22 protein-coding genes are annotated in these 20,614 nt (G+C 43.8%); 10 read left to right on the top strand and 12 right to left on the bottom strand.

What is annotated here, in order from left to right:
• Positions 1 to 37 precede the first annotated feature (37 nt).
• On the bottom strand, positions 38 to 2,041 hold the full coding sequence (locus EYW48_RS15855) for an NADPH-dependent 2,4-dienoyl-CoA reductase (RefSeq protein WP_261926661.1): 2,004 nt from the start codon (positions 2,039 to 2,041) through the stop codon (positions 38 to 40).
• A gap of 212 nt (positions 2,042 to 2,253) precedes the next feature.
• On the opposite strand from EYW48_RS15855, the gene sppA reads away from it, so the two are divergent.
• Positions 2,254 to 4,104 carry a signal peptide peptidase SppA gene (gene sppA / locus EYW48_RS15860; protein ID WP_261917968.1) on the top strand — a complete coding sequence of 617 codons (1,851 nt, stop codon included), beginning with the start codon at positions 2,254 to 2,256 and terminating at the stop codon, positions 4,102 to 4,104.
• 120 nt (positions 4,105 to 4,224) lie between these two features.
• Positions 4,225 to 5,238: an asparaginase gene (gene ansA / locus EYW48_RS15865; protein WP_053310164.1), complete on the top strand. Its 1,014-nt coding sequence runs from the start codon at positions 4,225 to 4,227 to the stop codon at positions 5,236 to 5,238.
• 97 nt (positions 5,239 to 5,335) lie between these two features.
• On the opposite strand, the gene EYW48_RS15870 is transcribed toward ansA, so the two are convergent.
• Complete coding sequence (locus EYW48_RS15870) at positions 5,336 to 5,620, bottom strand: DUF1315 family protein (RefSeq protein ID WP_277432659.1); 285 nt, start codon at positions 5,618 to 5,620, stop codon at positions 5,336 to 5,338.
• 101 nt (positions 5,621 to 5,721) lie between these two features.
• On the opposite strand from EYW48_RS15870, the gene EYW48_RS15875 reads away from it, so the two are divergent.
• Positions 5,722 to 6,549, top strand: a complete 828-nt coding sequence (locus EYW48_RS15875) for a DUF2989 domain-containing protein (protein WP_053310166.1) — start codon at positions 5,722 to 5,724, stop codon at positions 6,547 to 6,549.
• A 197-nt stretch (positions 6,550 to 6,746) separates the two neighbouring features.
• On the opposite strand, the gene msrB is transcribed toward EYW48_RS15875, so the two are convergent.
• Complete coding sequence (gene msrB / locus EYW48_RS15880; protein WP_053310167.1) at positions 6,747 to 7,151, bottom strand: peptide-methionine (R)-S-oxide reductase MsrB; 405 nt, start codon at positions 7,149 to 7,151, stop codon at positions 6,747 to 6,749.
• Between the two features lie 337 nt (positions 7,152 to 7,488).
• On the opposite strand from msrB, the gene gap reads away from it, so the two are divergent.
• From gap to EYW48_RS15905, 5 genes are all read left to right on the top strand, one after another.
• On the top strand, positions 7,489 to 8,484 hold the full coding sequence (gap, locus tag EYW48_RS15885; protein WP_277432660.1) for a type I glyceraldehyde-3-phosphate dehydrogenase: 996 nt from the start codon (positions 7,489 to 7,491) through the stop codon (positions 8,482 to 8,484).
• A 153-nt stretch (positions 8,485 to 8,637) separates the two neighbouring features.
• Entirely contained in the window at positions 8,638 to 9,519 is an 882-nt protein-coding gene (locus EYW48_RS15890; RefSeq protein WP_277432661.1) for a D-hexose-6-phosphate mutarotase, read from the top strand.
• A gap of 92 nt (positions 9,520 to 9,611) precedes the next feature.
• The gene (rlmA, locus tag EYW48_RS15895; protein WP_176312979.1) at positions 9,612 to 10,433 is read left to right on the top strand and encodes a 23S rRNA (guanine(745)-N(1))-methyltransferase; all 822 of its coding nucleotides are present in this window, start codon (positions 9,612 to 9,614) and stop codon (positions 10,431 to 10,433) included.
• Positions 10,434 to 10,502: 69 nt separating this feature from the next.
• On the top strand, positions 10,503 to 11,426 hold the full coding sequence (locus EYW48_RS15900) for a ChaN family lipoprotein (protein ID WP_172531932.1): 924 nt from the start codon (positions 10,503 to 10,505) through the stop codon (positions 11,424 to 11,426).
• A 153-nt stretch (positions 11,427 to 11,579) separates the two neighbouring features.
• Complete coding sequence (locus EYW48_RS15905) at positions 11,580 to 11,933, top strand: hypothetical protein (RefSeq protein WP_168786771.1); 354 nt, start codon at positions 11,580 to 11,582, stop codon at positions 11,931 to 11,933.
• A 119-nt stretch (positions 11,934 to 12,052) separates the two neighbouring features.
• Here the strand turns inward: EYW48_RS15905 and EYW48_RS15910 are convergent, their stop codons facing one another.
• The gene (locus tag EYW48_RS15910; RefSeq protein WP_168522795.1) at positions 12,053 to 12,490 is read right to left on the bottom strand and encodes a YcgN family cysteine cluster protein; all 438 of its coding nucleotides are present in this window, start codon (positions 12,488 to 12,490) and stop codon (positions 12,053 to 12,055) included.
• A 154-nt stretch (positions 12,491 to 12,644) separates the two neighbouring features.
• Between EYW48_RS15910 and EYW48_RS15915 the strand changes: the two genes are divergently transcribed.
• Positions 12,645 to 12,893, top strand: coding sequence for a YkgJ family cysteine cluster protein (locus EYW48_RS15915; protein ID WP_080996331.1), 249 nt, complete (start codon positions 12,645 to 12,647; stop codon positions 12,891 to 12,893).
• Positions 12,894 to 13,026: 133 nt separating this feature from the next.
• Here the strand turns inward: EYW48_RS15915 and recR are convergent, their stop codons facing one another.
• The 7 genes from recR to EYW48_RS15950 all read right to left on the bottom strand — a co-directional run bounded on the left by recR (position 13,027) and on the right by EYW48_RS15950 (position 18,776).
• A complete protein-coding gene (gene recR, locus EYW48_RS15920) occupies positions 13,027 to 13,626 on the bottom strand; it encodes a recombination mediator RecR (protein WP_277432662.1) in 600 nt (199 codons plus the stop codon).
• Positions 13,627 to 13,644: 18 nt separating this feature from the next.
• Positions 13,645 to 13,974: a YbaB/EbfC family nucleoid-associated protein gene (locus EYW48_RS15925; protein ID WP_053310179.1), complete on the bottom strand. Its 330-nt coding sequence runs from the start codon at positions 13,972 to 13,974 to the stop codon at positions 13,645 to 13,647.
• An 84-nt stretch (positions 13,975 to 14,058) separates the two neighbouring features.
• Positions 14,059 to 16,200 carry a DNA polymerase III subunit gamma/tau gene (gene dnaX, locus EYW48_RS15930; protein ID WP_277432663.1) on the bottom strand — a complete coding sequence of 714 codons (2,142 nt, stop codon included), beginning with the start codon at positions 16,198 to 16,200 and terminating at the stop codon, positions 14,059 to 14,061.
• A 21-nt stretch (positions 16,201 to 16,221) separates the two neighbouring features.
• Positions 16,222 to 16,767: an adenine phosphoribosyltransferase gene (gene apt, locus EYW48_RS15935; RefSeq protein WP_053310181.1), complete on the bottom strand. Its 546-nt coding sequence runs from the start codon at positions 16,765 to 16,767 to the stop codon at positions 16,222 to 16,224.
• Positions 16,768 to 16,920: 153 nt separating this feature from the next.
• Complete coding sequence (locus tag EYW48_RS15940) at positions 16,921 to 17,286, bottom strand: YbaN family protein (protein WP_171979991.1); 366 nt, start codon at positions 17,284 to 17,286, stop codon at positions 16,921 to 16,923.
• 45 nt (positions 17,287 to 17,331) lie between these two features.
• Positions 17,332 to 17,463, bottom strand: coding sequence for a hypothetical protein (locus EYW48_RS15945; protein WP_141652834.1), 132 nt, complete (start codon positions 17,461 to 17,463; stop codon positions 17,332 to 17,334).
• Between the two features lie 194 nt (positions 17,464 to 17,657).
• A complete protein-coding gene (locus EYW48_RS15950) occupies positions 17,658 to 18,776 on the bottom strand; it encodes a response regulator (RefSeq protein WP_171979964.1) in 1,119 nt (372 codons plus the stop codon).
• 237 nt (positions 18,777 to 19,013) lie between these two features.
• On the opposite strand from EYW48_RS15950, the gene EYW48_RS15955 reads away from it, so the two are divergent.
• Positions 19,014 to 19,889, top strand: coding sequence for a LysR family transcriptional regulator (locus EYW48_RS15955; RefSeq protein ID WP_053310184.1), 876 nt, complete (start codon positions 19,014 to 19,016; stop codon positions 19,887 to 19,889).
• A gap of 58 nt (positions 19,890 to 19,947) precedes the next feature.
• Here EYW48_RS15955 and EYW48_RS15960 read toward each other — a convergent pair whose 3' ends face one another.
• Complete coding sequence (locus EYW48_RS15960; protein WP_053310185.1) at positions 19,948 to 20,496, bottom strand: NAD(P)H nitroreductase; 549 nt, start codon at positions 20,494 to 20,496, stop codon at positions 19,948 to 19,950.
• Positions 20,497 to 20,614 lie beyond the last annotated feature (118 nt).

Here is a 20,614-nt window from a genome sequence, read left to right on the forward strand (position 1 = left end):
CTGAATTCAGCGCTTTTTTCTATTTAGTGATGGGGTATTACAATTTCGTCGCTAACTCGACACCTTGGCGAATAGCGCGTACCGCATCCAACTCACCAGCGTAATCAGCACCGCCAATCACATGTAATTTTTCACCTAACGAATCCCACTTGTCTTCAAACGGACGAACTGATTCTTGCCCAGCGCAAATTACAATTTTGTCTGCATCAAGTAATTGTTGCTTGCCATCAATAGAAATATGCAATCCGTATGGGTCTATCTTTTCATAGCTAACGCCACCTAGTAAGTGCACTCCGCGTTTCTCAAGCGTGCGTTTGTGGATCCAACCTGTCGTTTTACCTGGCCCTTTGCCCACACGTCCCTTGCGGCGCTGTAAAACCCAAACCGTTTTATCACTCAGTGAATCTGGGTAAGGGTACAAGCCACCAGGGTGAGCGATTTCTTTATCGATCCCCCAATCGTGTAGCCAATCATCGAGTGTGTGATCTTGCGGCTCAGTCAACATGGTGGCAACGTCGACACCAATGCCACCAGCCCCGACTATCGCGACTTTTTCGCCTACTGGTGTTTTTTCGCGAATCAAGGTTTGGTAATCAACCACTTTTTCTTGGTTTTCAATACCCTCGATACTGACTTTTCTTGGGGTCACACCAGAGGCCATAACCACATCATCATAGCCTTGCAGCATATCGAAAGTGACCTCAGTATCTAAATGAAGCTTGACGCCCGTCTCATCAATTAGATTGGCAAAATAACGAATGGTTTCTCGAAACTCTTCTTTACCGGGGATCTGCATTGCTAGTCTAAACTGACCACCGATTCGATCATTTTTCTCAAACAAATCAACTTGATAGCCTCTTTCTGCCAAGGTTGTGGCGCACGATAAACCGGCAGGCCCTGCCCCTATCACAGCAATTTTCTTGGGTTTTTCGGCAGGTTGCACCACAATTTCAGTTTCGTAACAGGCTCTAGGATTGACTAAACAACTGGCACGTTTCGCTTTAAATACATTGTCCAAGCAAGCTTGGTTACAACCAATGCAGGTATTAATCAGCGCCGCTTTTCCTTGCTCGGCTTTGCTCACAAATTCAGGATCAGCGAGAAATGGACGAGCCATTGAGACCATATCAGCTTGGCCAGATGCCAGTATTTTCTCCGCCTCTTCAGGTGTGTTAATTCGGTTACAAGTCACTACAGGAACCGATAAATGAGGACGCACTTTCTCTGTTACCCACGTAAATGCAGCGCGTGGCACTTGCGTGGCAATGGTTGGGATACGTGCTTCGTGCCAACCAATACCAGTATTGATAATGGTCACACCGGCTTTTTCTAATGCTTTAGCAAGCGTTAATACTTCTTCAAAAGTGCTGCCTTCTTCGACCAAATCCAGCATAGAAAGACGAAAAATTATGATGAAATCTTTACCAACCGCGGCGCGTATCGCCTTGACGATTTCTAAGGGAAAACGAATACGATTTTCATAACTACCACCCCAATCGTCGTAGCGCATATTGGTACGCTTACAGATAAACTGGTTGATAAGGTAGCCTTCCGAGCCCATCACTTCTACCCCATCGTAACCAGCTAAGTGCGCCAATTCAGCGCTATTTGCAAAAGCATCGATGGTTTTTTTGATTTGACGAACACTCATTTCACTCGGTGCGAAGCGCGCGATTGGCGCTTTGATCGCTGATGCACTCTGAGCAAAAGGATGCATCGCGTATCGGCCAGCATGAAGCAATTGTAAGGCTATTTTACCACCTTGACGATGAACCGCTTCAGTAACCACTTTATGGGAACGAGCGTGCTTCACTTTACTAAACTCGGCACTAAAAGGATGAAGTCGACCACGTAAATTAGGCGAAAAACCGCCGGTTACGATCAGTCCAACCCCACCTTTCGCACGCTCTTCATAAAAGGCGGCGAGTTTGTGGAGTCCTTCTTTATGTTCTTCTAATCCAGTGTGCATTGATCCCATCAATACACGGTTACGTAACTGAGTAAATCCTAGATCTAATGGCTGTAATAGGTGTGGGTACATGCTGACTTCACTTTTATAATTATGCTTTGTGGTCAGACCAGAATATTATCGGAGTCAATAAAAATCAAACAAGTGTTTACATTTTTGTAACACCGATCAATCTTGCGGTTGTTTGGGTATACTAGATCACGTAGGATGTAACTCATTCATATCTCAAGGGTATTCCCTTCTATTCATTTAACACGCTAGCGAATAACCGCAGTGGAGAGGCAATGAAATCACTATTTAGATTTATCGGCTTGATCTTTAAAGGTTTTTGGAAAGCTATTACTTTTGTAAGAGTGGCTTTAACCAACATATTCTTTTTGCTCAGTATCGCCATTATTTATTTTTTGTATGTACATGCAGAATCCCCTCTTCCGACCGTAGACAAAGAATCGGCCTTGGTGCTCAATTTGTCTGGTCCTATCGTTGAACAAAGCTCCTATGTGAATCCAATGGATTCGGTAGCTGGTTCATTTTTTGGTCAGGATTTGCCAAAAGAAAATGTGCTGTTTGACGTGGTTGACACTATTCGCCATGCAAAGAATGACACAAAAATCACCGGCTTAGTTTTAGCATTAGGTGAAATGCCTGAGACGAACCTGACTAAGTTGCGCTACATAGCTAAAGCACTCAATGAGTTCAAAGCGGCGGGTAAGCCAATTTACGCTATTGGTGACTTCTATAACCAAAGTCAATATTACTTAGCCAGCTACGCTGACAAAGTGTTCTTAGCGCCTGATGGTGCGGTGATGCTCAAAGGTTATAGTGCATATTCTATGTACTATAAAACCTTGCTAGAAAAGTTAGATGTCAATACGCACGTCTTTCGTGTTGGCACTTACAAATCTGCCATTGAACCTTTTATTCGCGATGACATGTCACAGGCTGCCAAAGAGTCAGCTTCTCGTTGGTTAACGCAGCTATGGGGCGCGTACATCGATGATGTTTCAACCAATCGCCAAATTGATGCCCAAACGCTTAACCCATCAATGGAAGAATTCCTTACCCAGCTAAAAGCCACTAATGGTGACCTTGCCGCGCTTTCGCTGAAACTCGGTTTGGTCGACGAACTCGCCACTCGCCAGCAAGTACGCCGTGAATTAGCCGAAGTATTCGGTAGCAATGGCGAAGATAGCTACAACGCAATGAGTTACTACGAATACCAAGCGACCATAACACCGCAATTTAATAGTGAGATGAATGATGTGGCAGTTGTTGTGGCCAGTGGTGCGATTATGGATGGCTCCCAGCCACGCGGCGCTGTGGGTGGCGATACAACGGCAACTTTACTTCGCCAAGCACGTAATGACGATAAAGTAAAAGCCGTTGTGTTGCGAGTCGACAGCCCGGGTGGCAGTGCCTTTGCTTCTGAGGTAATCCGTAACGAGATCCAAGCATTGAAAGACGCCGGAAAACCGGTCGTGGTTTCCATGTCGAGCCTAGCGGCTTCCGGTGGCTACTGGATTTCCATGAGCGCGGATAAAATCGTTGCTCAGCCAACCACATTAACGGGCTCAATCGGTATTTTCAGCGTCATCACTACCTTTGAAAAAGGCCTCAACAAGCTAGGGGTCTATACCGATGGTATTGGCACATCTCCATTCTCTGGTGTTGGGGTGACCACCGGCCTACCAAAAGGTGCAGCCGATGCACTTCAATTAGGCATAGAACACGGTTACCATCGTTTCATTAGCCTTGTCGGTGAAAACCGCGGTTTATCTACCGAGCAAGTTGACCGCATCGCTCAAGGTCGTGTTTGGACAGGGCAAGATGCAATGAACCATGGGTTAGTCGACCAAATGGGTGACTTTGATGACGCGGTAAAACTGGCAGCGGAATTAGCGAAGCTGGAAACCTATAATATTTACTGGGTAGAAGAAGCACTCACTCCGGCACAACAGTTCCTACAAGATATCATGAGCCAAGTACAAGCTCACTTTGAGTTTGATGTATCTTTGATACTGCCTGCCGCACTACAACCGGCAGCCAAACAACTGGTGCAAGATGCCAATATACTCAGCAGTTTTAATGATCCAAAAGGACAATATGCGTTCTGTCTTAACTGCCAAGTACAATAAAAATAACTGTTATTAACTAAATAATACTCTAGGGCGCTTTGTGTAAAGCGCCCCTTTTTATATTGATTGAATACGCTATAATCGCCGCTCTGTTCCCCCCTACACGAGTGGTTTCTAGCAATGGCAAGAAAACATATTTACATCGCCTATACTGGCGGCACTATTGGTATGCTAAAATCCGACCATGGTTACGTCCCAATTGCGGGATTCATGGAAAAACAATTAGCAGGCATGCCCGAGTTCCACCGTCCTGAAATGCCTGAGTTTACCATCCACGAATACGATCCTCTGATCGACTCTTCCGATATGACCCCTGAAGATTGGCAACAAATAGCCAACGATATTCGTGATAATTATGATAAATACGATGGTTTCGTGATCCTACATGGTACCGATACCATGGCCTACACGGCATCTGCGCTCTCCTTCATGCTAGAAAATTTAGGTAAGCCTGTCATCGTGACTGGGTCGCAAATTCCACTGGCTGAACTTCGTTCTGATGGCCAAGCAAATTTACTTAATGCCTTACATATTGCGGCCAATTATCCCATCAATGAAGTGACGTTATTCTTCAACAATCAATTGATGAGAGGCAATCGCAGTGTGAAATCTCACGCCGATGGTTTTAATGCCTTTACTTCACCAAACTTGCCTCCTTTACTTGAAGCTGGAATTAACATCCAAATCAGCAATAGTGTTAAGGTCAACGAACAACCTCAAGGTACTTTTAAAGTCCATAACATCACCCCGCAACCAATTGGAGTGATTACAATGTACCCAGGTATTTCACACGAGGTTATTCGCAACACCTTATTGCAACCGGTAAATGCAATGATTTTGCTCACCTTCGGTGTCGGTAACGCACCACAAAACCCTGAATTATTAGGTCATTTAAAAGAAGCCTCTGAGCGTGGCGTGATTGTTGTCAACTTGACGCAATGCCTAGCAGGCAAAGTCAACATGGGTGGCTACGCGACGGGTTGTGCACTGGCAGAATCAGGTGTAATTAGCGGCTATGACATGACGCCAGAAGCTGCATTAGCAAAACTTCACTACTTACTTAGTCAAAACCTCTCCTATGAGGAAGTTAAAACAAAAATGCAGCAAGTACTGCGTGGTGAAATGAGCCTATAACGCGTTGGTATAATTTCATCTGCATTAAACTATGGACAATAAAAAGCCCCGTCTTATCTAGATAGGGCTTTTTAATATCACCTTGGACACTGTTAGCTTAATCGTGATTGGGGTTAACTCGCACGATATCTTCTTGCCCTTCTTGAAAACGCTTTTTCAATTCACTTTTTGACTTCAAGCTAATTTCACCACCGGCGGCAACTGTCATATGATCAGCTTCTAGATTATGCTTAGATTGATACAACATCACAGCTTGCATGCATGAGTCTCGCTGCTCTTGAGAAAGTGGTGTACCCTCAGGCCACTTACCCGTTTCCACAGCGTGTAATAAACGCTCATAAGCTTCAGGTGTGATGGCGTTAATTAATTGGTTGGCATCCATGATGTGTCCTTGATTAACAAATTCATCACAAACATAACTTGCCAATCTATTGAGTCAAGGCAAGCCAAATAAATAAGTGTATTTGATCACAAGCTAAGACAATGAACCGCATAAAAATTACGCTAATTCTTTGCTTTCCACTGCTTGCTAGTGGCTGCTTTGAAAACAATAAGAATACTGAAAAGCTCTGCGCTGATAATCCAAACTTACGCTGTGAACAGCTCAATATGGATGATGGTCAGTGCAGAATTCCTCGTACCGATTTAATTTGGCACCGCTTTGAGGTACTAAAGAACCCTACAGATAAAAACAAAATTGAAGAATATGGTTTGGTCAAATCTTATCGAAAATGCCTTGAGCTCGCCTCCCAAATTCAAGCCATAGACCAAACCAAGCTTAAGCAGCGACGTTTTGAGGCTCTGGTCAATTCGGGGAATGATCTGGATCGCATCGTTAAAGAACTGAAACAATCACGCTCAGCACAATCACTTTACTTTTTGTGGAGTCAAATCGGTGACAAACAAGCTCAGCGTCAATTCTTACAGTTGGAAGGAAAACCTGAGCTTGAAAATGCAGAAATGCAGTATGCGCTTGCTACTTTTTATACCAACAGAGATAGAGAGAAAAGTATTGCCTTACTCACTCACTCGCTTGAACTCAGCAAAGGTAAACCAGTTAATATCGAGATTATTAAATCGTTGGCAAGCACCAATCAGATCCTGAAACATAAAGAAAAAGCGTACATTTGGGCGATGGTCGGTAAGGCATTCAATGTACCTGTCGCCTCAGAAGCCGAGCTTGAATTACTGTATGGCTTCACTCAAGAGAAATTCGATAGGTTAGATCTCATTGCGGATCAAATAACAGAGGCGATCGAAAATGGGCAATTCAAAGCGTCTCTTATGCCTTCGAATCTATCAGAGTTATAAACACCCAAACAACTTCAAGTTGCAGGTAGCCGGCTAAGTGAGTTCATCTCTATGAGCATAGATAAACTATGTAATTGGGTGGAGCGAACGTAGCCAACACCGCTGCAACTTAAAGTAGGAAGGGCATAGGGCTATCACTTATTAGCTTTAAAACCTGTAACGATAAAACGAAAGGCGGTGAGAAACTCACCGCTTTTTCACTTTTTGTTGAAAATTAACGACACAGAGTTGACACAAAATCGTTCACCCGTCGTCTTTGGCCCATCAGGAAAAACATGCCCAAGATGACTATCACACTGAGCACAACGGATCTCCGTGCGTACCATTCCATGACTTCTATCTTCTAAATAGCGAATAGCGGTGTCGTTAATTGGCGCATCAAAACTCGGCCAACCACAACCTGAATCGTATTTATTGGTGGAAGTAAATAACAGCGCTTCGCAACAAGTACATACATACTCCCCTGTATCACGATTGTGCAATAACTTGCCGCTGAATGGAGCTTCAGTTCCACGCTGACGACATACATAAAACTCATCATCAGTCAGCTTCTCACGCCAGTATTCATCGGGCTTCATGGTATTTTCGACCTTTCGTTCCACTTAACAAAACTTCCTTTTCTCAAAATTTGACCATTCTTTTTGTGCTAAAAACTTGCACAGCCAGCTCTTTGTAGCACATACTTTCTCTCCGTAAAACGGTAGGTTTAGAATTTCTTAAATGCTTTAGAGCTCTAAAGTATTTTACGCCAGCTGGTAGTAATCGAAAGCCACTTAAAGTCTAAATTTTAATCACTTGCGACGGATTGTGAAAAAAAGCGACAGTTTTTTTTGACTTTGAACAAGTTAAGTCCGATTATCTGTTGCAGATGTTTACTGGATTTTGTAATTTTACTACCAGTTTATCTTTAATCAGAAATTAAGTTGTGGAGCAACTACAATGACTATCAAAGTAGGTATTAACGGTTTTGGCCGTATCGGTCGTTTCGTATTCCGTGCAGCGCAAGAGCGCAATGACATCGAAGTTGTAGGTATCAATGACCTTATCGACGTAGATTACATGGCATACATGCTGAAGTACGATTCAACTCACGGCCGTTTCAACGGTACTGTTGAAGTTGAAGGCGGTAACCTAGTAGTAAACGGTAAAACTGTACGTGTAACTGCTGAGCGTAACCCTGAAGATCTTAAGTGGGATGCACTCGGTGTTGACGTAGTTGCTGAAGCAACTGGTCTATTCCTAGACGACGCAACTGCACGTAAGCACATCACTGCTGGTGCTAAGAAAGTTGTTCTAACTGGTCCATCTAAAGACGCAACTCCAATGTTCGTTATGGGTGTTAACCACGAATCTTACGCAGGCCAAGACATCGTTTCTAACGCTTCTTGTACTACTAACTGTCTAGCACCTATCGCTAAAGTTCTAAACGACAACTTCGGTATCGTTTCAGGCCTTATGACTACAGTTCACGCAACTACTGCGACTCAAAAAACTGTAGATGGTCCTTCAGCTAAAGACTGGCGCGGTGGCCGTGGTGCTTCTCAAAACATCATTCCATCTTCAACTGGTGCAGCTAAAGCAGTAGGCGTTGTTCTTCCAGAACTAAACGGCAAACTAACTGGTATGGCTTTCCGCGTACCAACTGCTAACGTTTCTGTAGTTGACCTAACAGTTAACCTAGAAAAAGGCGCATCTTACGAAGCTATCTGTGCTGCAATGAAGCAAGCTTCTGAAACTACGCTTAAAGGTGTTCTTGGTTACACTGAAGATGCAGTTGTATCTCAAGATTTCATCGGCGAAGTTCAAACTTCAGTATTCGATGCTAAAGCTGGTATCGCTCTAACTGACAACTTCGTTAAAGTTGTATCTTGGTACGACAACGAAATCGGTTACTCAAACAAAGTTCTAGACCTAATCGCTCACGTTTCTAAATAATGTAAGTGTTTAGCGAAGAAATTCGTTGAGAATAAAGGCGGCCATTGTGTCGCCTTTTTAGTATCTGTCCCTTTACCTAGGGACTCGCTTTGGACAACTCCAACCGGTTCCTTACCCGTTTGTCTGGCAGGAACTGCATGAGGAACGGCATTTATGGACTTACACTCTCTTCCAACGCTTACTTTTCTTTCTGATAACGTCACCATCGTTGAAAAAGATGGTGTGAAAATCGTTCGTGTTATTCACGATAAAGCAACCGCAGGTATTGCCTTACATGGCGGCCACGTTGTGTCATTCACCCCAGCTGGCAAAGATGATTTTATTTGGATGAGTGATAGTGCAATTTTTGATGGAAAAGCAGCACTAAGAGGCGGCATTCCTGTTTGTTGGCCATGGTTTGGCCGTATTGCCGCACCAGCTCATGGCTTTGCACGTACTAGTGAATGGACGCTGGTTGAACATAAAGAAAACGACAATGGCGTCATCGTCGTTCTTGGACTGGAAGCAACAGCCGACACGTTGGCTATCTGGCCTTATCAATTCCAAGCACGTCTGTATGTAGAAATTGGTGATGCATTAAATCTCACCCTTGAAGTCACCAACACTGATGAGAAAGCATGGACGTTCTCTGGCGCACTGCATACTTATCTCAATGTTGGCGATATTAGCCAAACTACCACTACTGGTATGGGCCGTGAATATATCGATAGCCTACAGAATGCGAAGGTATGTCAAGGCGGTGAACAATTACTCCTCACCGATACCATTGACCGTGTTTATACTGCGCCAGAGGCTCAAATTAAGATTGCTGACGCTAAACTCAATAGAACACTGACTGTTGAAAATAGCGGCCATAACTCGGCGGTACTTTGGAACCCCTGGGCAGCAGGAGCACAATCAATGGCCGACATGCCTGATGATGGCTACCAAACCATGTTATGTGTTGAATCAACACTACATGCACCTTGTTTGTCTGCAGGTAAAACCTTGCAACCCGGTGAAAGCCACCAGTTGATCACTCGTCTTTCTGTATAAGCGCAATCATATAAGGGTGGTACTTTCCCACCCTTTTTATTTAACGCTAATACCGTTAAACTTGCCGCCTTGAATATCTCCATGAGGTCGTTATGACTTACCAATGTCCCCTGTGCCACCAGCCTCTTGCACTTAATCAACAAAACTACCGATGTGAAAATAATCACCAGTTCGACCGCGCAAAAGAAGGCTATGTGAATTTAATGCCTGTGCAGCACAAGCGTTCAAAAGATCCCGGTGACAATAAGGAGATGATGCAAGCAAGACGCCGCTTCCTCGAAGGTGGACATTATGACCCGATGCGTCAAGCTGTTACCCAGTTATGTCGTGACTATTTGCAAGGTTCACAATACCAATTTTTAGATATTGGCTGCGGCGAAGGCTACTACACTCAGTTTGTCGCGCATTCGCTGGCAGACCAAGCACCACAGGCAACCACTTATGGTTTAGACATCTCTAAAATCGCGATTCGCTATGCCGCCAAGCGTTATCCGAATGTCAATTTTGTTGTCGCATCAAGCCATCGCCTACCTTTCGCAGATCACTCACTTGATGGTGTCTTGCGGATTTATGCGCCGTGCAAAGCTGATGAGCTTAACCGATGCATTCAAGCTAATGGTATCGTAATTACCGTTACGCCAGCGGGTCGCCATTTATACCAGCTCAAACAAGGTATCTACCAAACCGTACAGCTGCATGATGAAACGCCTGAAATAATCGCTGGATTCACATTAGAACACCAACAACAGCTTAATTATAGAATGTCCCTTAGCGGCGCCGATGCTTTTGATTTACTGCAGATGACCCCGTTTGCATGGCGAGCCAGTGATGAATTAAGATCTGATTTGAAAAACGCCGAGATATTTGAATGTGAGGCGGATTTTATGATCAGCGTTTACAGAAAGAATAACTGATAACGATTCTCATTATATTGCAAGTTAACAACGCCTCCATTACTATCTAAAACTTAAATGGAGGCTCTCATGCGCACGATTATTTATTTTGCTTTATCCCTATGGCTTATGGGCTGTACAACATACTCGACTAAGCCAGTCACACACTTTTATGATTACCAACTAGCCTCTCCTGAAGGAGAGCCAATCGCTCTCACAGCCCTACCTCAGGCGCTTAAAAATGCTGATGTTATTTTGGTTGGAGAATGGCATACGCACCCAGCTATCCACCGTTTTCAAACTGATCTACTCGAACAACTCAACCTACAAAAACGAGATGTCGCTTTGTCTATGGAACAATTTTCACGCGATAGCCAACCAGTACTCAATCGTTATCTTGCAGGCGAAATTGGTGAGCAATACCTTATCTCTCAAGCGAATGCGTGGCCAAATTATGAAAGTGACTACCGCCCACTGGTTGAATACGCCAAAGCGCACAACATCGACACCATTGCGGCGAATGCTCCTAAATCGATTGTACGCTGCATAGGAAAAGTCGGCATAGAATATCTTGATAGGTTGCCAGCAGAACAACGACAACATGTTGCCAGACAAGTTGATATGTCTTCATCTTTATATAAAGAAAAATTCATGGCATCGATGCATCACGGATCTGCCGAACAAACAGAAAATCAGTTTGCTGCACAAATCACCTGGGATGAAACCATGGCAGAAAGTATTGTTGAATATTTGACTGATCACCCTAACTCACAAGTCATGCATATTGCAGGTAAATTCCACACACAACAGGGATTAGGTACTGCAAATTCTATTTTTCGTCGCAATCCAAATTTGAAGATCGTTGTTATTACCCCAGTTGAAAAAATTCAGCCGCTTTCTCCAGATTTTCAACTAGAGGTACTGCCCGTTCCCACTGCTTTTATCCAACCGAACAATCGTATGCAAGCCTATAAACAACTTGCTACACGAAATGCAGAGCTCTCCTGTAAATAGCCAATCAAATAGACTGCGTCTTTTGTCTGATTTGTTCGGATAAATAGGCGCGGTTTTTGCTTGTGTTTATTTCATACAAATTGCGATTTTTTTGCACAAGTTTTTTGTATATCTGTCGATACATTGTCTGAGGGCATATTTTAGGAGAGAAGTATGACACCCGTAGGAACAGGCGCAGCTAAGCTGTATTCAAGTCAATCGGTAAAAACTCAAGCAAGCTCTACACCAGAGGCAAGCGCAGCTGCTCCGCTAAAAGTCGAGCAAAATAAAGTGACTTTATCCGATGAAGGAAAAGCATTACTTGCCGCATTGCAGGAGCTTGAAAAAGATAACAAAGTTGATCAAAACAAGGAAAAAACCGTTGGGGATAAAGTAGAATCCTTTGCTCACGGTGCATTAGGCTTAGACCACCCAGACAAGATCCCTGAAGAGGAAGATGACTCCTATTCGGCAGGGCAATATCTTTCCGCTGCGGCAACGATTGGCGGTTTACTACTGTTATTATGAGGTTCAACCTACTTGGATAACGCACACTGATTATTGAGTAAATCAATACCACTCATCATAATCAGCAGCATAACGATTTACTCAGACATTAAATGCTTGGAAGGGCTTGGTTCATTTCCCTAACGCGAGGGATGATTCAAAATATGGTCTTCCCAATCAATAACATCGATTTCATAAACCACTTTATTACGGACACTTTCTTGCGCAGCGTGCATCGCCTCTTTGGAGCCAGTGATTAACGGATGCCACTGTGGTAGAGACTGCCCTTCCGACATTAGGCGGTAAGCGCACGTATCAGGTAGCCAGTTAAACTCATCAATTTTATCGCGGGTCAGCTTTAAACACTCTTCACCTGAATTAAATCGATTTGGGTAATCTTTGCACGAACAAGTATCGCTATTTAACCAACTGCAAGCGACATTGGTGTAATACACTTCATCACTATCTTCATCCATTAATTTGTGTAAACAACACTTACCGCACCCATCACAAAGCGACTCCCACTCTTGCTCAGTCATTTGCTCTAGGGATTTAGTTTGCCAAAATGGTGTATTCATAGGATGACTTCTTACTTAACGACTAACTTAACGAATGGGGGCGTGTTATACCGCTGTGGCGTAGAAAATTCAAGGAGAAAAATTCACCACAGACGCTGCGATTCCTACTAATATCTGCTAGGATGCGTGCCTAATTTATCTCTCGGACAATGTTATGGAATGCCGACTCGGTTGTGGCGCATGCTGTATTGCCCCTAGTATTTCTTCATCAATTCCAGGCATGGAAAATGGTAAACCGGCAGGGGTTCGTTGCATTCAACTTAATGACGATAATCTATGTAAGTTGTTTGGCAAGCCAGAACGGCCCAAAGTATGCCACCAGTTTAAGGCTTGTCCGATAATTTGTGGCAACACAGCCCAAGAAGCACTACAGAACATTACTGAATTGGAGCTTTTAACCTAGCTACCTCTTGGTTGAATAATCATCAAGAGTAGCCATTCATTTCTTGAAAAAGGCCAACCAATAAAACGTTCAATGAAAAAGCCGCTGGCGATTATCACAGCGGCTTTTGATCTTTAGGGCGCGTTCAAGCCAATTACAACTTTTGCCGCCCAAGTAGCGAGTGAGACAACGTTGTGCCATCGACTAGCTCAAGCTCTCCACCAACAGGTACACCATGAGCAATACGGCTTGCGGACACTTGGTGAGCTCGGCACAATTCAGCAATATAGTGCGCTGTTGCTTCTCCCTCGACCGTTGGGTTGGTCGCTAGAATCACTTCTGAAATGCCACCACGCTGCAAGCGATAGTCCAAAGTATCCAAACCGATATCACTCGGACCAATACCATCTAATGGCGACAGATGACCCATAAGCACGAAATAGCGCCCAGAATATTGGCCCGTTGCCTCGACGGCGGCAATATCTGCTGGACTTTCTACCACACACAATTGCTCGTTTTCTTGGCGCTTGGGGTTGGTGCAAATATTACACGTTTCTTCTTCGGTGAAAGTTCGGCACTCACTGCAATGACCAATTTCCGTCATCGCTTGGCTTAAAGCATCGGCTAGCTGTAAGCCGCCTTTTCTATCGCGCTGTAACAAATGAAAGGCCATACGTTGAGCTGACTTGGGGCCAACCCCAGGCAGACAACGTAAGGCCTCCATCAAATGCTCCAGCATATGACTGGTACGCATTAATAACCTGCTTGTTGGTTAAAACGGCATTTTCATGCCTGGTGGTAGTTGCATACCACCAGTTACTGAAGCCATTTTTTCTTTTTGAGTTTCTTCAACGCGACGTGCCGCATCGTTAAATGCCGCTGCGATAAGATCTTCAAGCATCTCTTTGTCATCTTCCATCAAGCTTTCATCGATCTCAACACGACGTACGCTGTGGCTACCAGTAATAGTGACTTTTACAAGACCTGCGCCAGATTCACCAATCACTTCCATATTTGCGATTTCTTCTTGAAGCTTTTGCATGCGATCTTGCATTTGCTGGGCTTGCTTCATTAAGTTGCCCATACCGCCTTTACCAAACATGTTTATCTCTCTGGTTTCATTGGGTGTTTCACATAAAGTGGGGTTACTAAAGAATAGATTCAACCCCACACACGGTTAATTTGATTAAATTGGTCTCACACTATCGCGGTCAAGTTCAGCTTCAAAGCGCTTTTGTAGAAACACCACACTAGGGTCGCTCTCCAGGCTGGCAAAAGCCTGCTCTAACCTTGCTTGGTACAGCCGCTCTCTGAGCTCTAATGGCGTTTCACCTTGTTCACCGATGGTCACACTAAGGTGACACTCTTCATCGAGCACTTCATTGAGCGCTTGCAATAATTCACTTTGCGCTCGTTCGGTATTGAGATGAGCTTGGCTCGCTCTTAATGTCAGCTCGATTGATGAGCCTGATTTATGATAGACAGAGTTTAACGCCAGTTGTTCAACCAATTTTGCTGTATTCAGTTTTTGAATCAATGCTGCCCACGGGTCTTTGGCTACCGACTCTTCCAACAACTTCGCCGCCATTTCAGGGGTTTTAACATGCTCCAAAGCTTGTTTAATTTGAGTGGGTGTCAGCTCAGTTTTCTGTTGTGGCTCAATGACCTCAGTCTGTGTTGGACGCCATTGATAAGGTTCATTACCAAGAGGTTGGTCGCTCTCAGTCTTGGTTTTTGATGCAGGCGACATCCGTGCTGATTTACCGTGCGACGCAACGCGTTCAAGCACAGATTCAGGTTGAGCAGATGCCGCATTAGACTTTTTTCCACCGTTCCTTGTTGGATTAGAACCTTTTACTGGTTGAGCTAACCCTTTACGCTGAGAGCGCAATTGATGGCGTAACCCTGCTATCGGTGAAACCGACTGTGCTGGTGGCGGTGTGGCCGGTTGTTGAGAAACTGGGGGTGCTGATGACGCGTGCGAATATGCTTCTGGTACATAGTCCATTGCATTAGAGTCATCATAATTCATGTCAGAATAGCGACTATCGTACTCTCGATCCGCCTCGTAGCTAGGGTAACCAGGTTGCGGTTCTGTCGATACTACCGGCTGCGCAGGAGTAACATTTGGTCTGGGTGCGGTTTGAGATGGAGCTGCAACACTAGAAACTGGTGCTGACTGTTGAGCTTGAGGTTCGCTAGGTTTAGACACATCTGTGCTAATAGTATTGACCAGCGACACTGACGCAGGGCGAAACGCCATCATACGTAAGACAATCATTTCTAAACCAACACGCGCCGTCGGTGACAAGGCTAAATCTTCGCGACCTTTCAACGCAATTTGGTAATAAAGCTGAACATCTTGTGGGCTCAATGCTTTGCTCAATAGCTGAATTTTTTCAGCATCTGGCTGCATTTTATCCAGTGTAGCAGGTAAGGTTTGATACATAGCAATGCGGTGCAATTGCATCGCGATTTGCTGTAACAATCCATCCCAATCAACGCCATGTTGAGCCAAAGACTCTACACTATTCATTGCTGTTTGTGGCTGTTTACTGCTGATGGCTTGTAGTAAGTTCAATGCTTGGTCAGTATCTAACGTGCCAAGCATGGGAGCAACAACATAAACCATAACCTGATTATTGCCTAAGGCGATGGCTTGGTCGGTTAAGCTCAGTGCGTCACGCATACTACCGTCGGCCGCATGCGCTATCATACCTAGTGCTCTTGATTCACAAGCTACTTGTTCGACTGATAGAATATGCTCTAGCTGCTCATGGATTTTTTCAACGCTAATTGGTTTAAGATTGAACTGTAAGCAACGCGATAAAATAGTAACAGGTAATTTTTGCGGGTCAGTCGTCGCAAGTAAAAACTTCACATATTCAGGTGGCTCTTCCAACGTTTTAAGCAAAGCGTTAAAACTGTGGCGAGAGAGCATATGAACTTCATCGATCAAATAAACTTTGAAGCGACCACGTGCAGGTTTGTACTGCACGTTATCCAGTAAATCACGAGTATCTTCAACTTTAGTGCGTGATGCAGCATCAATCTCTAAGAGATCAACAAAGCGTCCTTGGTCAATTTCACGGCATGTATCACATTCACCACAAGGAGTGGCGGTGATACCCGTTTCACAGTTTAACCCTTTGGCAAACAATCGACCGATGGTCGTTTTTCCAACACCACGAGTGCCGCTAAACAGATAAGCATGATGCAATCTATTTTGTGCTAATGCATTTTCAAGCGCAGTCAAGACATGAGCTTGTCCGACTACTTCATTAAATTTCGTTGGTCGCCATTTTCGCGCTAAGGCAAGATAACTCATGAATACTTCCAGTTGGTTGACTTAGTGACCTTCAAATTCACAGATACTATAGACGGTTAGTCCCATTGCTTGTAAACGTTTGTCTCCACCGATTTCAGGTAGGTTAATCACAAACGCAGCATGGTCAACTTCACCCCCTAATTGACGGATCAATTTGGTGGTCGCTTCAATCGTGCCACCCGTCGCAAGCAAGTCATCAACCATCAGAACTTTATCGCCTTTCTTAATGGCATCGACATGAATTTCCAAGGTATCGGTGCCGTACTCTAACTCGTAAGACTGGGCAACCGTTTCGCGTGGTAATTTACCTGGCTTACGTACAGGAACAAAACCAACACCTAACTCCAACGCAAGCGGCGCACCAAATAGGAAACCACGCGCTTCAGTGCCCACGACCTTGGTAAAGCCCATGTCCTTATATTTTTCAACCAGCAACGCGATGGTCGCTTGGTATGCCTGAGCATCTTCTAGCAAGCTGGTGACATCACGAAATAGAATGCCCGGTTTTGGATAATTAGGAATACTTTTGATGCTTGATTTGATCAGAGAGATAGTTTCAGTTGTCATAACTTCATTTACTTCGATTGGCTCGTAGACCCCAGGGCTTATGCAGGCGTGGAGTGGTAGAGCATGAGCTCTCAGCACTATCGATATGCCAATATATCTAGTCGCTGAAAAAACAAACGCCCACTCGAAGAGTGGGCACACTTCTCTATAATGCTAGTGATTTTCTTGTTGGTTAGCAACCTGCTCATGAACTGGAAGGCGAATAAACCAAGTGATCAATCCCACAAGCATGATAAACAACATGATTTTTAACCAAGAGTGAGGAACAAACCAGATAGAAAAAGCAAAACTCGCGATAATCCATATGCAACCTCGTTGCTTAACTTGTTGAGAGACAGCGCGATACTGTTGCCAATTATCGAGTATTGGACCAAAGATACGGTGATGGTGTAACCAATAATGAAAGTGAGGGCTGCTTCTCAAAAAACAAGCACTGGAGAGTAGGATAAATGGAGTCGTTGGGAGTAGAGGTAAGAAAATACCGATAATGCCTAAAACTAGGCTCAGCCCGCCAAAAATATTAAGAAAGAGATGACGAATATTAATGACGAGCTCCGTTCAAAATTAAAAACCTGAATAGCCGTTAAATACACGAATCCAAGTCAGTGTTGCAGGTAAAGTCGGGATTAAAATGACGGCGATTAAGCCTAAAAAGTAAAAAACGTTATAAGGTTCTTTAAAATCTTGGTCTGCCATTGCTACTTCTCTAGTGTTGGGTGACTGTTTTCTCCGCTCTTTTTATCAATTAGGGTTAATGAAAAGTAAACGGATTTGGTAATTATTGTTTTAGGCGCAAACTATACCTCAAACACATCACCACAAACACAGAGTAAAATTAGGGTTATTAAAGTCTAATAACGACTAGCGAATTAATCAGCTTCACCGATCAGTCAGGCATCTTTGCCTTGATAAATATCCAGTTTAAAGCTGCTGGAACCTAATCGATTACTTGATAGTTGGCAGGCTGAATTAATCGGTAAATCCTTGGTAATAAAATTTTTCAAACAGTTTTCACCTAAGTTAACACCAGGTGCTATGTGTTGGTTGATGTAGCCGTTAGACCACTGGCAGTCCAAACCAGCCGGCAACAACGAAACCGTTCCTTCAGAGAGATCCGCAATACCAAATAGCGCTTTGACGGAGTTGGCCGATTTAGCGCACTCAATCCCCTTTTCCAATATCTCAGCCATATTTTTTAGATCAGCACTGAAGCTCTTTAAGTTACGCAGATAGTCATGAAATAAGGCTCTGACCAATAAGGTCGAGGCCACACCATCTTCATGGTAATTATTTGAATCAACTAAGTAAAAAGCAAATTGCCCATTCATTAGCCACGCATAATCAAAGACCAAAGGCATCACATCAGCAGACTGTAAAAGTCGATAACTGCATTTCCAACTTCCTTGCGAGGTGTCTTTATCCGGTAACAAGGCGTGAAGCAAATCTCTTGCAGCATTTGGATTATCTTGTAAATACTCGAGATGCCAATGTAATTCCTGCTCTTCAGGAACATCACCATCATCATCAATACGAAACCACTGAGTTGAGAAGTCACGTTGATCCGCCAAACGACTGAATGAATCTTCTAGCGTACTTTCAATCGCACAACCAAGATGTTGGTGGTTACCAATTGGTTTGGGTAGAAAATCTTTGATGCCAAAACGCAAGGCTTTGGCGACATCAGACATTTCATCAGTTGCAGAGACCACAATCAATGGCATTGAAGGATATTCCAGACTCACTTCTTCAACAAATTCAATACCATTTAACACTGGCATTGCAAGATCACAGACAATAAGATCAGGTTCTGCATCTTTTAATTTGCGTAAGCCATCAAGGCCATTTTCGGCTTCAAGCACTTGATAGCCCTGAGAAGCCAAGTAGCCACTGGTGATATGTCTGAAAATAGGATCATCATCAACGAGCATAATGAGCTTCTGGTCGATGGGAGTATTCTCTATACGTTTTTGTGCCGAGCGCTCACCAACCTGACTGTGAGATTTGTACATGGTTATCGCCTCACAATGCTTTTAAAAGCGGTTATATTATTGTTATAAGATGGATTGATACGATACTTTATAAGGTAGTATCTAAATAAGATTTATACAAATGTTCCACTTTCTTTTGAGGCTACCTACTATATGTATTGAATATCACTTTTCGTCAAACAAGTTGATATGACTCAAACTTTGACAAATGATATACGTATAGATTACTCAAATTCGCAAAATAATGTGTCAGGAATAATGAAATTAGATGACCTAAACCTATTTCGACTGGTGGTCGAAAATGGAAGCTACACCGCTACTTCACGTAAAACGATGATCCCAGTAGCAACCATTACCCGACGCATTCAAGCACTTGAAGATTCGTTGAATCTTAGGCTGTTGAATCGTCATGCTCGGAAACTGTCGCTAACTGAAGCCGGCGAACGATTCTTTCAAGAGTGCTCACCTTTACTGCACAGACTCGCGGCGACAACTGAAGAGATCACTGACGAATGCCGAGGGGCCTCAGGTAAACTCAAAATATCCTCACCATCCAACGTGACAAAGCGCATGATGATGCCCATCTTCAATGCGTTTATGAATCAGTACCCTGATATCAACATTGAGCTCACCACGAGCAATCATGCTGACCAGCTTGACCCGACCGAATGGGACGTCATTTTCAGAGTTGGACCACAAAGAGACTCTAGCCTGATTGCACGAAAAATTAATGAAGTAAAAGACATCTTGGTGGCAAGCCCTACTTATCTGGCTAAGCATCCGGCCCCCATTCATGCAGAAGAACTCAGTAACCATTCGCTGCTTAAAGGCCACCCTCTAATGAAGTGGCAACTGACGAATAACAAAGGAGAAAGCATAGTTAATAACGATAAAGGTCGCTTTCAAGCGAATACCCTCAATGTCGTTCGCAGTGCCTGCTCTGAAGGTCTGGGTATTACTTTGATGCCAGATGTGATGATAAAGGAGTTTATTGAAGATGGAAGTCTGGTGCGAGTACTACACGATTGGGTAGCAAACCCACGTGATATTTATATGCTTTACAACCACAAAGATCATTTACCTGAAAAAGTCCGTTTATTTATCGATTTTGTGATTGCCTATCACACTGACTAAATACTAGATTAAACGTTTTGTTGTCTTGTAAGAGACCCAGCCTGACTGGGTCTCTTTTCTATAAGAATTCTACAAATTTGCTCAAGTCACGCTCTGGCACTTTCAACGCTGTACATCCTGGTGTTCCTAGATATAAGAAGCCAACGATTTGATCTTCCCCTTGCACAGAAAAAGCTTTACGCACCTCAGGATGAAACATCCAATTACCTGAACGCCAAATGCCTTGAAAACCTTGTGCTACTGCGGCCATTTGCATAGCTTGCACCGCGCACCCAGCCGACAAATGCTGCTCGAATGCAGGCACTTTGTCATGTGCGGTCACTTTGGCAATGATGGTAATGACCATCGGTGCTCTAAAGGGCGCATTTTTCACTTTTTCGATCACCACCGCTTCACTGTCATCAGCTTGTGCTGCTGCCGCTAAAATATTGGCGAGTTTATTCAAGCCACTTCCCTGAGCTATGACAAAACGCCAAGGTGTTAAACCACCGTGATCAGGTGCTCGTAGACCCGCTTTAATAATATTTTCCAATACCTTGCCTTCAGGTGCGGGTGAGCTTAGCTTAGCAATGGAGCGTCGGTTCAGCAGCAGTTCTAATGCATCCATTTGAAATCCTTCTTTACTTCATTATTATTTTTTCATCTTATAACAAATGAGAATAATTCGCACAAAAAAAAGCGAGGGGCTATCCCTCACTGTTAATACTTTAAGTTAGAGTCATTGC

Origin of the sequence: Vibrio sp. 1180_3, assembly GCF_029478545.1 — a bacterium.
GTDB classification, from domain to species: Bacteria; Pseudomonadota; Gammaproteobacteria; order Enterobacterales; family Vibrionaceae; genus Vibrio; species Vibrio aestuarianus.